The 13,494-nt window shown below is 65.7% G+C and carries 16 protein-coding genes; 3 read left to right on the plus strand and 13 right to left on the minus strand.

Features of this window, described 5'->3' with window-relative positions; genetic code table 11:
- Positions 1 to 6: 6 nt before the first annotated feature.
- Genes NLM15_RS39305 through NLM15_RS39315 form a run of 3 tightly spaced genes read right to left on the minus strand, consistent with a single transcriptional unit; the run spans position 7 to position 1,870 of the window.
- Positions 7 to 306: a transcriptional regulator gene (locus NLM15_RS39305; protein WP_254123319.1), complete on the minus strand. Its 300-nt coding sequence runs from the start codon at positions 304 to 306 to the stop codon at positions 7 to 9.
- Positions 307 to 308: 2 nt separating this feature from the next.
- Positions 309 to 863: a hypothetical protein gene (locus tag NLM15_RS39310; RefSeq protein WP_254123320.1), complete on the minus strand. Its 555-nt coding sequence runs from the start codon at positions 861 to 863 to the stop codon at positions 309 to 311.
- Entirely contained in the window at positions 860 to 1,870 is a 1,011-nt protein-coding gene (locus tag NLM15_RS39315) for an alpha/beta hydrolase (protein ID WP_254123321.1), read from the minus strand. The genes NLM15_RS39310 and NLM15_RS39315 overlap by 4 nt, the downstream gene beginning before the upstream one ends.
- 137 nt (positions 1,871 to 2,007) lie before the next feature.
- Between NLM15_RS39315 and xseA the strand changes: the two genes are divergently transcribed.
- Positions 2,008 to 3,630, plus strand: coding sequence for an exodeoxyribonuclease VII large subunit (gene xseA, locus NLM15_RS39320; protein WP_254124655.1), 1,623 nt, complete (start codon positions 2,008 to 2,010; stop codon positions 3,628 to 3,630).
- A 297-nt stretch (positions 3,631 to 3,927) separates the two neighbouring features.
- Here xseA and NLM15_RS39325 read toward each other — a convergent pair whose 3' ends face one another.
- Positions 3,928 to 4,077, minus strand: coding sequence for a hypothetical protein (locus NLM15_RS39325; RefSeq protein WP_254123322.1), 150 nt, complete (start codon positions 4,075 to 4,077; stop codon positions 3,928 to 3,930).
- A 249-nt stretch (positions 4,078 to 4,326) separates the two neighbouring features.
- Complete coding sequence (locus tag NLM15_RS39330; RefSeq protein ID WP_254123323.1) at positions 4,327 to 5,151, minus strand: dienelactone hydrolase family protein; 825 nt, start codon at positions 5,149 to 5,151, stop codon at positions 4,327 to 4,329.
- Between the two features lie 176 nt (positions 5,152 to 5,327).
- Here NLM15_RS39330 and NLM15_RS39335 point away from each other — a divergent pair, with 176 nt between their 5' ends.
- A complete protein-coding gene (locus NLM15_RS39335; RefSeq protein WP_028181257.1) occupies positions 5,328 to 5,555 on the plus strand; it encodes a DUF2093 domain-containing protein in 228 nt (75 codons plus the stop codon).
- Positions 5,556 to 5,685: 130 nt separating this feature from the next.
- Here NLM15_RS39335 and NLM15_RS39340 read toward each other — a convergent pair whose 3' ends face one another.
- On the minus strand, positions 5,686 to 6,000 hold the full coding sequence (locus tag NLM15_RS39340; protein ID WP_254123324.1) for a hypothetical protein: 315 nt from the start codon (positions 5,998 to 6,000) through the stop codon (positions 5,686 to 5,688).
- A 572-nt stretch (positions 6,001 to 6,572) separates the two neighbouring features.
- Here NLM15_RS39340 and NLM15_RS39345 point away from each other — a divergent pair.
- Positions 6,573 to 6,758, plus strand: coding sequence for a hypothetical protein (locus NLM15_RS39345; RefSeq protein ID WP_254123325.1), 186 nt, complete (start codon positions 6,573 to 6,575; stop codon positions 6,756 to 6,758).
- A gap of 385 nt (positions 6,759 to 7,143) precedes the next feature.
- Here the strand turns inward: NLM15_RS39345 and NLM15_RS39350 are convergent, their stop codons facing one another.
- From NLM15_RS39350 to NLM15_RS39380, 7 genes are all read right to left on the minus strand, one after another.
- Positions 7,144 to 7,479 (minus strand): GYD domain-containing protein, encoded by a 336-nt coding sequence (locus NLM15_RS39350; protein WP_254123326.1) that lies wholly within the window; start codon positions 7,477 to 7,479, stop codon positions 7,144 to 7,146.
- Positions 7,480 to 7,827: 348 nt separating this feature from the next.
- The gene (gene lpxK, locus NLM15_RS39355) at positions 7,828 to 8,844 is read right to left on the minus strand and encodes a tetraacyldisaccharide 4'-kinase (protein ID WP_254123327.1); all 1,017 of its coding nucleotides are present in this window, start codon (positions 8,842 to 8,844) and stop codon (positions 7,828 to 7,830) included.
- On the minus strand, positions 8,837 to 10,183 hold the full coding sequence (locus tag NLM15_RS39360; RefSeq protein ID WP_254123328.1) for a 3-deoxy-D-manno-octulosonic acid transferase: 1,347 nt from the start codon (positions 10,181 to 10,183) through the stop codon (positions 8,837 to 8,839). Before NLM15_RS39360 ends, lpxK begins: the two co-directional genes overlap by 8 nt.
- Positions 10,146 to 10,859: a lysophospholipid acyltransferase family protein gene (locus tag NLM15_RS39365; protein WP_254123329.1), complete on the minus strand. Its 714-nt coding sequence runs from the start codon at positions 10,857 to 10,859 to the stop codon at positions 10,146 to 10,148. The genes NLM15_RS39360 and NLM15_RS39365 overlap by 38 nt, the downstream gene beginning before the upstream one ends.
- Complete coding sequence (locus NLM15_RS39370) at positions 10,856 to 11,098, minus strand: DUF4170 domain-containing protein (RefSeq protein WP_254123330.1); 243 nt, start codon at positions 11,096 to 11,098, stop codon at positions 10,856 to 10,858. The genes NLM15_RS39365 and NLM15_RS39370 overlap by 4 nt, the downstream gene beginning before the upstream one ends.
- Before the next feature lie 59 nt (positions 11,099 to 11,157).
- Positions 11,158 to 11,976: a 3'(2'),5'-bisphosphate nucleotidase CysQ gene (locus NLM15_RS39375; protein WP_254123331.1), complete on the minus strand. Its 819-nt coding sequence runs from the start codon at positions 11,974 to 11,976 to the stop codon at positions 11,158 to 11,160.
- Entirely contained in the window at positions 11,963 to 13,354 is a 1,392-nt protein-coding gene (locus NLM15_RS39380) for a TldD/PmbA family protein (RefSeq protein ID WP_254123332.1), read from the minus strand. The genes NLM15_RS39375 and NLM15_RS39380 overlap by 14 nt, the downstream gene beginning before the upstream one ends.
- Positions 13,355 to 13,494: the final 140 nt, after the last annotated feature.

The raw sequence follows: 13,494 nt of genomic DNA on the forward strand, positions 1-13,494 counted from the left end.
AGAAGATCACACCTGCTTCCCCGCAATGATCTCCTGCAACGTCGCCACATGCCGCGCGAACGCACCGCGGCCCGCCGCCGTGGCGGTGACCGTCGTCTGCGGCTTCTTGCCGACGAAGGCTTTCTCGACAGAGACGTATCCCGCCTTGGCCAGCGTCTCGATATGCGCGCCGAGATTGCCATCGGTGGCACCGGTGAGCTTCTTCAGCCGGGAAAATTCCAGGCCGGCCGACTGCGGCAGCGCATTCAGCGCGGCCATGATCTTCAACCGCAGCGGCTGGTGGATGATGTCGTCGAGCTCGGCCATATCTAGCTCCGCCGCATCCAGAGGCCGCCGACGATCAGGCCGCCCCCGTTCACGACCGCCATCCATGGCAGGAAGGTGTCGCCGACCACGAAGAAATAGCCGATCAGCGTCAGCGCGGTGATCGCAGCGGCAATCACGATGAAGGCACGGCCGAACCACAGGCCGGCCAGCGCGTAGAACAGCATGAAATAGATCGTCCAGAACGTGCCCTGCTGGCGCGGCGTGAAGTGGCCGAGCACCGACGAGCAGAACAGGCCGAACCCCACGAGCATCAGGAAAGCGGCCAGCATGCGCGCGTCGAAGCTGCGAATGCCACTCGATGGTTGATTGGAGGCGCTGATGGCGAAGGAGCCGGCGATGCCGAGGACGTAGACCGCAATCCAGAGGTAATATCCCTGCCGCGGCCACAGCCAGGTGGCGATATTGGCGGCGAAGACCAGTCCGCCCCACATGATGATCAACCGGCTGGCGAGGTCGTAGATCCGCGATTGACGGACGCGACTGACCATGTCGTCGATATCGGCGAGCGCTTCAGCCGCCTGCTTGCTGTCGATCATGACTGCCCGCTCCCGCGCGTTGCCACGTCCTCGGCGATCGCATTGACCGCTTTCGGGTTGGTGACGATACCCATGTGGTTGATGCCGTCGATGACCTTGACGTCGACCGAAGGCTTCACTGCCTGCACCGTCTCCGCATATTTGTCCGAGATCATCATCTCGTCCTCGGCGCCGCCGAAGACCGTGATCGGGCGTGTCGTCGCCGGAAGATCGATGCGATAGCCGCGCGTGCCGAAATTGCGCATCAGCCGGTCGGAATAGGTGGAGACCAGATATCTCGCCGAATTCTGCGGCACGGCCAGGGCGAGCACCGGAAGCTGCGAGCAGCAGTCGATGCCGAGCTTGCGCAGCGCGGCAAGACCGAAATAGCGCGGCATGTCGGCGTTGGCCCAGCCGCCGGCTTTCGGCTTGTTGGTCGGCGCGTCGTAGCCGAGATAGGGCGCGAGCAGCACGGTGCGCACGAACATGTCCTGCATGATTGGGGTCGCCGCGACGCGCAGCGAGAAGCCGGCGCCGGCGGAATGGCCGATCAGGGTGAGCGGCAGGTCCGGCGCGCTCTTGCGAACGTGGGCGACGAAATCGACGAGATCGTCCTCGAGCTGGCCGACATAGCCGATGTCGCCGCGCGTGCCGGAGCCGCCATGGCCGCGAATGTCGAGCGCCCAGGTCTCCACCCCGCGCGCGGCGATCGCATGGGTCAGCGCGTGATTGACCGTTCCGCTCGAGCCGGAGGAGCCATGGATGAAGATCGCGCCCCGGTCGGTCGCGGCGCCAACCGGCGCATAGTGGCGAAAGCCGATCCAGGTGCCGTCGCGGGCCTGGAAGCGCTCGAGCGCGGGCAGTGTAGACCAGTCGATCCCCTTGGCGGACTCGGAGACCGATCGCATCTCCGGCGGCCGCTCCAGCGGCGTTGCAATCATGGCGACCAGGATCAGCGCCGCGGCGCCGACCGCACACAGCGCCCATTTCAGGCCGCTCAAAACGCCGCGCAGCAGACGGATCGCCATGGCTCAAACTCCCCTCTCACACCATCAATAGAGAACTCTATATTACAGAGTACTCTTACGGTCAATCCTCGGATTGGCGCCGCGCTGCGAAAATCCTTAACGTCGGGTCTGACCCCAAAATGCCGAATCGTTTGCCGATGCCGCCTGCGGAACAACTGAACAACGCGCCCGAATTCACCGTTTCCGAGCTCTCGCAGTCCCTGAAGCGGACGGTGGAGGACACCTATGGCCATGTCCGGGTCCGCGGCGAGATCTCGGGCTTTCGCGGGCCCCACTCCTCCGGCCATTGCTATTTCGCGCTGAAGGACGAGAGCGCCAAGATCGAGGCGGTGATCTGGAAGGGCGTGCACGGCCGCATGCGCTTCAAGCCCCAGGAAGGGCTCGAGGTCATCGCCACCGGCAAGCTCACCACCTATCCGGGCTCCTCCAAGTACCAGATCGTGATCGAGGCGCTGGAGCCGGCCGGCATCGGCGCGCTGATGGCGCTGATGGAGGAGCGCAAGAAGAAGCTCGCCGCCGAGGGCCTGTTCGACGAGGCGCGCAAGCAGCTCCTGCCCTGGCTGCCCGAGGTGATCGGCGTCGTGACTTCGCCGACCGGCGCCGTGATCCGCGACATCCTGCATCGCCTCGAGGACCGCTTCCCCCGCCGTGTGCTGGTGTGGCCGGTTAAGGTGCAGGGCGAAGGTTCGGCCGAGCAGGTCGCAGCCGCGATCCGCGGCTTCAACGCGCTGCCCGAGGGCGGCAAGATTCCGCGGCCCGACGTGCTGATCGTCGCGCGCGGCGGCGGCTCGCTGGAGGACCTGTGGTCGTTCAACGAGGAGATCGTGGTGCGCGCGGCGGCCGAGAGCATGATCCCGCTGATCTCGGCGGTGGGGCATGAGACCGACATCACGCTGATCGATTTCGTCGCCGACAAGCGCGCGCCGACGCCGACGGCCGCCGCCGAGATGGCGGTGCCGGTGCGCAGCGAATTGTTCGTCGAGGTCGCCGATCTCGCCCGCCGCACCCGCGCCTATTGGCAGCGCGCCCATGAGAGCCGCCGCAGCGAGCTGCGCGCCGCCGCGCGCGCACTGCCGGCGGCCGGCGATCTGCTCGCGATCCCGCGGCAGCGGCTGGACTCGGCAGGCGCTGCCCTGCCCCGCGGGCTCAAGGCCAACACGCACGCGCATTTCCGCCGGTTTACCGCCGCCAGCGCCAAGCTGACGCTGCGGGTGCTGCACGGCCAGATATCGCAGGCCGATCACCGGCTCACCGTATGCGGCGAGCGGCTCGGCCTGTCGGCGCGCTCGCTGTTGCGGCAGCGGCGCGACCGTTTTGCCGGACTTGAAGTGCGACTGCGCGCCTCAAAACTCTCCAATGCGCAGGCCCAGCGCAACGCGATCGCCCGCCAGCGCGAGCGCACGCATCGCCTTAGCGAACGCGCCGGCCGCGCGCTCGTCACGCTGCTGCAGCGGCTCGATGCCCGCGTCGAGAACAGCGGCAAGCTGCTCTCCGCGCTGTCCTATCGCGGCGTGCTCGCGCGCGGCTTCGCGCTGGTGCGGGATGAAGCGGGACATCCGTTGCATGCGGCGGATGCGATCGGGCCCGGCGCGCGCGTCGAGATCGAGTTTGCGGATGGACGCGTTGCGGCCACCGCGGATGCGGATCGACCTGCTCCGACGACCAGGCGTGCGCCGTCGCAACCGAAGCCGGCCGCGCAGGACGCCAAACCCGCACCGAAGCGCGTGGCCAAGCCGGTGGACCAGGGCAATTTGTTCTGAGGCGTGAGGGACTGCAGTACAGCCACACGCACAGCTGCGTTCCCTCCCCCCTTGCGGGGGAGGGTTAGGGAGAGGGGTGCCACACGGCACACTCTCTCAACCAAGCGATGGGCTTTGCATCCGGGAGAACGGATGCACCTTTTCCTGGGCTACCCCTCTCCCCCGCCCTCCCCCGCCCTCCCCCGCAAGGGGGGAGGGAGCGCAGTGTGCGATACGGCGCAACTGCGCGGTGTTGCAACGAAAGGCAACAACGATACTCACCGGATGTAGCGATGACAGTTAGCGCGCAAGCCCGCGCTACCGGCAGGACAATCCCGCGTCGATCGTGGTCCAGAAGCCGCAATGTTCCGGCGCGAGTTGCGGCGCGCCGGCGTGGGCTTCGAACAGGAAGATCGCGACGGTGAAGACGATCAGTGCGGACGAGAAAAGGACGAAGCGGTTGCGCATGAACGATGCGTTTAATCGACATCGTGGTCGAATGATGGCGCCGCCACATGCTGAAACCGGTTTGACGCGCCATCCGTAGATTCACGGTCGGCCATCATGGTCCGTGCAGGGCGGTGGTCGATGCGGGGCTGTCCGCTGTTGTTCCTCGGGCGGCCCCGCTTGGGGGATTTGTAGCCCGCATGAGCGAAGCGATATGCGGGGAATAGTCGTCCCGGATGTCGCTTCGCTCATCCGGGCTACGGCACCTCCCTACCGCGCCAGCCACTCCGCAACGTCTTTCTGCGACTCCGCGCGCGCCTGCGCATCCGTGCCGAGATGGCCGTGCTCGGGGGCGGCGGCGTCGGTGCTGCCGGCAGCTGCGTGCAGCGGCGTGTTGGCGCGGTCGAAATCATGATAGGCGCCGGGATAGACCACGATGCGCGCAAGCGCGCTGCGGCCGCGCGCGCCGTCGACCATCTGGCGGCAAGCCGGCGGCGACGAGACGTCATCATTGGCGCCGATCAGCACCAGGGTCGGCACCCGCGCGCTCCAGCCGAGGCCGGCAGAAATCCGGCAATCCGGATAGAACGCGATCGCGGCGCGGAAATCCGGACCCAGATCGCGCGCCGCGCTCTGCGGACGCACGGCCCAGAGCAGCGCGCTGGCGCCGTTGGCCCAGCCGATCAGGCTGACACGGTCGCGCGCCACCCAGGGCTGCTTCATCAGCCAGGCGCGCGAGGCCGCGATGTCGGCAACACGCTCGCGCCGCGCCTTGACGTGCATCTCCTTGACGCGGCATTGCGGCCCGAGCTCGCGCGAGCCGTAGCTGTCGGGCAGCAGCACGGCGTTGCCGGCCTTGAGCAGCCGCTCGGCCCAGTCGCGATAGCGCGGCAGCACCGGCTCGGAATGACTACTGATCCCGCCGCAGTCATGCAGCGCGATGACGGTCGGAAACGGCCCCTCGCCTTCGGGCTTGTAGAGCTGCGCATGCAGGATTCCGGACGACAGCGGAATCTCGACCTGCTGCGGCGCCGGCGCGGCGTTCGCGGCCGGCATCAGGAACATCAGGAACAGGGCGATCAATCGAAGGCGCATCGGACTCTGCCGTTGGATCCTTCGTCCAAGCACTATCACGCGGAAACGGCGCCAAAACATCACAAACCGGTGGGTTTACCGGGCGGACAAGCCGCCCTATCTATGCTACATCCCGTCCAACACATCGTGCCCTCCGGCGTTTTCCGCGGAGAGGCCTTCCACGGAGACTGTCGACCGTGCTGAACAAGTTCGGCCCCTCGGGCCATGGCGAAGCGCAGGTGCAATATCTCGACGGCGATTTCCGCGTGATCTCGCCGGGGACTTTCGTCCGCTGCGCGATCACCGACACGCGGATTCCGCTCGACGAGTTGAAGTACTGGAGCGTGGACCTGCAGGAAGCCTACGCCACGCCCGTCGCCGTGTTGCAGCGGCACTTTCCCGGCGCGCTGAAGCCGCAGCCGTGATCTTGTAGATCTCGTAGGATGGGCAAAGGCGCAAGGCGCCGTGCCCACCATCTCTTGACGATCGCGGCGAAGACGGTGGGCACGCGTCGCTTTGCCCACCCTACGGCACCGAGTTCGCGAGGGCGTTCGGCTATTGCTGCTCGGGACCATCCGTGCCCACGCAAGTCTTGATCGCACTCTTCCTGGCTTCGTCGACGACTTTCTGATCGATCGCCTGCTTCAGGCAATCAAGCCGCGCCTGCGCCATGCAGAGCTGCATCTGGTCGCGCTTGTCCTGCCCCTTCAGATTTTGCGTCGTCGCAAGACATGTGACGCGCTTGGTCGCGGGAACTGGCACCGTGCCGGTTGGACCAGCGGGCGCCGCGACAGGCGGCGTTTGCGCGAACACCGGCGCAATGATCAGACACACAAGGCTGGCGGCAACAGTCGCAGACGGCAGTTTCATCGAACTCTCCCGATCGACTCGGATCGATACGGGTCTTGCGATGAATGTCGCCTGAATGGCGGGTGTCGTGGACAAAGGTGCGAAGGGCCGTGCCCACGACATTACCGCGAATTCAGACAAACATGGTGGGCACGCTGCGCTTTGCCACCCTGCCGGAGCTCCGGGATCACCATCTGTTGAACCGCCGCTCGCACGCCTTGTCGCGATGATTGCTGTTGCCGGAGCGCTGCGATGACCTGAATAGGCAGGCTGCTGCAGCGTTGCATCGAACAGTGCTTGCACTCCGTGGTTAGTCATTTCGCGCTGAGGTTGGATTCTTCGTCGCGATCCGACGCCCTCAAGTTGTTTGACGAAGTCTTGTTGAAACAGAGCACTGCTAAACTGAATGTTAGGTCATTAGCCCTGTTTCTTTTTATCGCGCAGACGATCAAGTCAACCAAACAGCCATCGAGCTTTGGAATTGGCGCAGTCTGTGAACGGGCTCATATCGAAGAGCCATCAGGCGGGCTACGATCACCTCGAAAATTCGCGGTGGAAGATCTGTAAATCGAAAGTCAACGATGGGGGTGATCATGCCCACCATATTCGACCTGCTCTATCGTGAATATTGCCGCGCCCGCCTCGCTGAAATGCGGAAACAGCTTCTGATCGCAGCTGAACGCTCCGAAGCTCATGACGCGAATTATCATCCTGCGGATCAGGGTGACGATGAGAGGACGGACGCACAACGCAAGGCCGGTCGCGGCGCGCCGAATTGAATCGGCCCCAGGATCGGCGATCTCTCCCGCGTAGCAATGACCAAGCAATTGGCAAGCAGTTTGGGAGTCAGCAATGAATACACCCGAATGTTATACTTTCTTGGTGGCTTGCATGTCGTGCCTGACCATTGTCGGGTTGATGGCCGTCGGCGCGTGGTGAGCATGACTGATTGCTGAACCGCGATCGCAGGCCGTATGCCGAGGTCGCTGGCAAACACGTACGGTCAGACCCATAACACCGGATGCAGCACCCCATACCGCATCGTCCATCAATGGACGCCGGCGGATCTTCGCCTCGCCGCGGTTTGCAGACGTGATGATTGCCGAGGGGTGAGCGTTGCCGCCGCATGGTCAAACAGCGGCGGCTTCGCTTTCAATCCGGATGTCAGCTTCCGGGCGGGCTATACGAGGAGCGCAGCTTCGCCGCGTTCTGGCGAACCTGCTTGATCTCGTCCTGCGTGAACAACCGAGTCAGCTTCACGTTCTGCAGGGTGCCCGCCGTGACGGTCAGGCCGGAAATGGCCGGAGCCGCACTCGGATCAGGCACGTCGAAAATCACTAAAACGCCCGGGCCGTCGGCCGCGACGCTATACATCGAAATCAGTTTTCCGCCGGCCGCCTCGATAAGCTTTCTCGCCGCCTCCTGGCGATCGGTCGTGGGATTCTCCAAAATGGCATTGAGAGCGCGTGGCGTGTATTGTCCGGCGAGGCAAAAATGCATGGCATGTCTCCTCTGGGGTTTGACAATGACTCCCCCTGCCGTTCCGAACTGATCGGTACGGCCGCTGCATCTGCAATGATGAAGGTACTGCCCGCCGTGGGCATAAACGCCGCCGATGATTTCCGGGAGTTCGGCACGTCCCGGTAACGGCTCTGCTGCAAGGCTACATCAACTGCCGAAGGCGCGGAAGGGAATTCATCAGCCGCGACATGTCGCCCGCTCGATCGTGAGACATCGCATGACGCTGGGTGAATTATTTTTCCATGGCATCTTCACGGTGGCATGGATACGCGGCGTGTCTTCGCCTTTGCTCTTCGAGCGACGACGAATTCGCTCTACTCTGCGAGATCATCGCCGGCCGAATCTTCGCTCGCGCGCCTTGTAGAGCTGATCGCCGATCAACCGCCGCAGCTTTGCCGGATCGTCGAATTCGAGCTCGACGGCGAACGGCACGATGCCGTCGGGCACGCCGTCGCGGCCGCGCAGGCGCGCAAGATCCTTTTCCGTCGTCACCAGCGTGAGTTGCTCGCGCTGTGCCTCGGCTGCGAGCGCGGCGATTTCGTTGTCCGTGAACATGTGGTGATCGGCGAACGGGCGCGTCCGCACGATCTCGATACCGCTGGCACGCAGGGTGCGGAAGAAGCGTTCGGGATCGCCGATGCCGGCGAAGGCGAAGACGCGCTTGCCGAACAGCTGCGCGAGCGAGGCCGCATCCGGCTTCAAGCGCGCCCGCAGCTCCGGCTTGTTGTGCTTCGCAAGCTCCGCCGCGACATCGTCCGCGGCATGGCCATTTCCGATCAGCACCAGCGCGTCGGTGCGCACGAGCTGCGCCTTCAGCGGCGCGCGCAGGGGCCCCGCCGGAAACACCTTGCCGTTGCCGAGGCCGCGCTCGCTATCGATCACGATCAGGGAGGCGTCCTTGAGCAGGCGCGGGTTCTGGAAACCGTCGTCCATCAGGATCACGGTGGCGCCCTGCGACTTTGCCAGCGCGACGCCGTCGAGGCGGTCGCGCGCGACCGTGACGGGAACGTCGCGCACCATCATCAGCGGCTCGTCGCCGATGTCGGAAGCGGTGTGGCGCATCCGGTCGACCATCACCGGGCCCGTCAGGCGGCCGCCATAGCCGCGGCTGAGCACCACCGGCGTTTCGCCGAGCTCGCGCAGCAGCTTCGTCAACGCCAGCACGGTCGGGGTCTTGCCGGCGCCGCCGACATGATAGTTGCCGACGCAGATCACGGGGATGCCGGCGTCGAAGCCCTTGCGCAGCATGCGCCGTTCGGTGATCGCGCCATAGAGCAGACCCAACGGCTGCAACGCATGTGACTCCAGGGAACGCGGCCGGTACCAGAAGGCCGGCTCACGCATTGGCGGCCCCCATCTCGATCCGCAGCTGCAGCAGATAGGGCTCGAGCGCGGTCATGGTGCGATCGAGCGCGCCGCCGAGATCCTCGACCACGCCGCTACCAGCACGCTGCATCTTGTCGCGCATGGCGGGATCGGCCAGCAGCTGGCCGAGCTGCTTGACCAGCGCCTCCTGCGTGTCGGCCGGGCGCGCGCCGCCGCTGCCGTCGAGCGCCTCGTAGACATCGGCGAAATTGAAGACGTGCGGACCATGGACGATGGCGGCACCGAGCTTGATCGCCTCGATCGGATTCTGGCCGCCATGGCGGATCAGCGATCCGCCCATGAACACGATCCGCGAGAGGCGGTAGAACAGGCCGAGCTCGCCCATGGTGTCGGCGACATAGACGTCGGTCGCGGCCGTCGGCAATTCCTCGCGCGAGCGCAACGCCGGCTTCAGACCCGATGCCGTGATCAGGCCGGCGATCGAGGCGCCGCGATCCGGATGCCGCGGCACGATCACCGTCAGAAGCTGCGGGAAGAAACCGGCGAGGCTGCGATGCGCCGCGACCAGCATCTCGTCCTCGCCCGGATGGGTCGAGGCCGCCACGATGATCGGGCGCCCGCGCGTCATCGCCATCAGCCGTTCGAGCTTTGCGGCATCGGCCGGCGGCGCCGGCACGTCGAGCTTGAGATTGCCCGTGGTGACGACGTCGCGGCCGCCGAGCGCCGAGAAGCGCTCCGCATCGGTCTTCGACTGCGCGAGGCAGATGTCGAACCGCGACAGCAGCGCCGAGATGGTGCCGTACATCCGCCGCCAGCGCGGGAAGGAGCGCGGCGACATCCGCCCGTTGATCAGCACCATCGGCACCCGCCGCGTTGCGCCCGCCAGGATCAGGTTGGGCCACAAATCGGATTCGATGAACAGCGCCAGCGACGGCTTCCAGTGATCGAGGAAGCGCGCGACATAGCGCGGGGAATCATACGGCACGTATTGATGGATGACGTCGGGCGGAAAGCGCTTTGCGACGACGGCGGCCGAGGTGACGGTGCCCGAGGTCAGCAGGATGCGCAGGTTGAGATCGCGCAGGCGCCCGATCAGCGCGGCCGCGGCGAGCACCTCGCCGACGCTGGCGCCGTGGATCCAGACCAGCGGGCCGTGCGGACGTACGTCCCGGGACAGGCCCCGCCGCTCGCCGACGCGCGCGGGATCTTCCTTGCCCTGTTTCAGCCGCCGCTTGATCAGCGCGGGCGCAAGCGGCACCAGGCCCGACGCCAGGCGCCGGTACATCCGCAGCGTCATCGGCAGTCGATTGGGCAGCGAGTTAGCCATCCTGGGGCCCCGGGCGGCCGAGTTGCGCATAGGCGCGGCGGGTCGCCTCGTTCAAGGTCTCTTCCAGCTCCACCCGCAGCGCTTCCATGGTGGCGGCGTCGGCATCCGGCGGAACGTGGATTTCCTTGATGCCGACCAATGCGCCCCGCCCGAACGGCAGGTTGATGGTGGTGCGGTCCCAGTTCTTGAGCCGGATGAAGCGGCTGGTCGCCATCGCGAAAGGCATGATCGGCCGTCCCGATTCCCGTGCCAGCATGATGATGCCGAGCCCGGCCACGCGCGAGCGCTTGGGGACATCGGCGGTCAGCGCGACATTACAACCGTCCTCGAGCGTCTGCACCATTTCCCTGAACGCCCCGACCCCGCCCTTGCGGTGGAAGGCGCCGCCGTGGTCACCGGAACCGCGGATCAGGCCGATGCCGAGCCGCTCGACGGCGATCGCGTTGAACTCGCCGTCGCGATGCCGCGAGATCAGGACCTTGGCCCGGTAGGAGTCCTTGTTCTTGATGAACGGCGTGAGGAAGTGCTGGCCGTGCCAGAAGGCGAAGATCGCGGGGATCTGCGGCTCGACGATGTCATAGACGTCGGGCGGATCGAACGTGAATTTGTTGGTCCGCCAGACAAGGCGCAGATATTCGGCCGCCAGGACCCCGACGGCACGCTGAACGAAGCTGCTTCGCAGCGTATTGCGAAGCAGTTTTTTCAACGCGCCGGTTCTTGATTCGGGTCGAGCAGCCGATGGAGGTGGACGATGAAATAGCGCATCTGCGCGTTGTCGACCGTGCTCTGCGCCTTGGCCCGCCAGGCGACGTGCGCGGACGCATAGTTCGGATAGAGGCCGACGATCTCGACGTCGTCGAGGTTCTTGAAGGTGTTGTGCTCGAGATCGAGCAGTTCGCCACCGATGACGAGATGCAGCAATTGTTGCGGGGCACTATCTGACATGGGTTCTTTCCTAGCGGGCTGCCCGGCAAAGCAGTGTTCGAGAAGCACGGCGGACGCACTCAGGGCAAGGGACGGTCTCGAAAATGCGCGACGATGCCCGCATGACGATCGCGACCCGCTGCCACCAGCACCCCGTGCGTGACTTCCCGGCGGTTATAGAGGATGGGATCTCCGGAGAGGTCGCTCATCCTACCATCCGCTTCCTGCACGATCAAATCGGCCGCCGCAAGGTCCCAATCATGGCTGTTGCCCCCCGCAAAAGCCGCATCCAGCACGCCGTCGGCGACCCGGCACAGGCGTAGCGCGAGCGAGCCGATTCGCGGATGCAGCTTGATGTCGCCGCCCGACATGTTGAGCCGCTCGACCATCGGCTTCGGGCCGGCGACGCGGGAGAAGTCCAGCACCGAGCCGGACGTCGCCCGCACGGCCCTGCCGTTGAGCGTCGTGCCCTGCCCGCGGGCCGCGAAGAAGAACTCGTCGCTGGTGGGCGCGAACACCGCGGCGAGCACCGGCGAGGCCCCCTCGACCAGCGCGACGCTGACGCACCATTCGTCGTGGCCGTTGAGGAAGTTGCGGGTGCCGTCGATGGGATCGACCACCCAGGTCCGCCGCCGCGACAGCCGCGTCGCATCGTCGGCGCTCTCCTCCGACAGCCAGCCGTAATCCGGCGCGGTCGAGCGCAGGCGCGCCTCGAGCAAATCGTTGACGGCGATGTCGGCTTCCGACACCGGCGAGGACGCGCCCTTGGTCCACTTCCTCAATTCGGTACGGAACATCGACTGCGCGAGGCGGCCTGCTTCCCGCACCGTGTCCTGCAGCAGCGCGGCGTCGCGCGTCAGGATGGTGTCGTCCGTCGAATGCGCGTCAGCGTCCGCCAAGCGTCAAACCCTCGATGCGCACCGTCGGCGCATTGATGCCGTAGCGGAACTCCAGATTGTTCGCGGGCTGCATCGACTTGAAGATCTCGAACAGATGGCCCGCGATCGTCACCTCGCTGACCGGATAGGTCAGCTCGCCGTTCTCGATCCAGAAGCCGGAGGCGCCGCGGCTGTAATCGCCGGTGACGCCGTTGACGCCCGAGCCGATCAGGTCGGTGACGTAAAAACCCTGCTTGATGTCGGCGATCAGCTCGGCCGGCGTCGGCGTGCCCGGCTCGAGATGCAGATTGTACGGCCCCGGCGAGGGCGAAGACGAGACGCCGCGATGGGCGTGGCCGGTGGTGGTGAGGCCGAGCTCGCGCGCGGTGGCGCAGTCGAGCAGCCAGGTCGTCAGCACGCCCTCGTCGACCAGCGCGATCCTCTTCACCGCGACGCCTTCGGCATCGAAGGTCTGCGAGCGCAGGCCGCGCTTGCGCAGGGGATCGTCGACGATGCGGATGTTTTTCGCAAACAGCTGCTGGCCGAGCTTGTCCTTGAGGAAGCTGGTCTTGCGCGCGATCGAGGCGCCGTTGATGGCGCCGACGACATGGCCGACCAGCGAGCCCGCGACGCGCGGGTCGAACACGACCGGCACCTTGCAGGTCTCGACCTTGCGCGGATTGGAACGCGCCACGGTGCGCTCGCCGGCGGAACGGCCGACGATTTCCGGCGACAACAGATCGGCGCCGTGCGGCGCCGAGGTGAAGTCGTAGTCACGCTCCATGCCGGTGCCTTCGCCCGAGATCGCGGTCGCCGAGATGCCCTGGCTGGAACGCAAATAGGAGCCGTGGAAGCCGGTGCTAGTGACCAGCACCATGCCGCCTATGCCGGCCGAGGCGGAGGCGCCGCCGGATTTGGTCACGCCCTTCACGGCGAGCGCGGCAGCCTCGGCCTCCAACGCGCGGCGCTCGAGCTCGCTCGTCGCAGGCACGTCGGGATCGAGCAGATCCAGATCGGGGAAGTCGCGCGCGAGCAGCGCGGGATCGGCGAGGCCAACATATTTGTCGTCGGGCGCGACGCGCGCCATCGCAACCGCGCGCTCGGCAAGCTTGGTCACGGCATCGCCGCTGACGTCGTTGGTCGAAACCACCGCCTGGCGCTGGCCGACCAGCACGCGCAGGCCGACATCGTCGCCCTCGGACCGTTCGGATTCCTCGACGCGTCCGTCACGCACCTCGACGCCCTGCGAGATGCCGCGCACAGCGACCGCATCGGCCGCATCCGCACCGGCGCGCTTGGCCGCCTCGACCAGCCGCTGCGCGAGATCGGACAGCGCGGACTGATCGAACAGGTCGCGATTGGCTTTGGGCGAAAGCGTCGAGCTTGGTGAAGGGTTCACAAACGAAATCCTGTTGGGACGGGAGGTTTCGGGGCGATAACGGCCCTGAACACCAGATGTGCCCGATTGGCGCGGACTTCAAGCATTTTCAGCCCGCAAATGGCTCAGATTCGCACCATCAGCGCAACGTCTCGTCAATC

Source organism: Bradyrhizobium sp. CCGB20 (assembly GCF_024199855.1).
Lineage (GTDB): Bacteria > Pseudomonadota > Alphaproteobacteria > Rhizobiales > Xanthobacteraceae > Bradyrhizobium.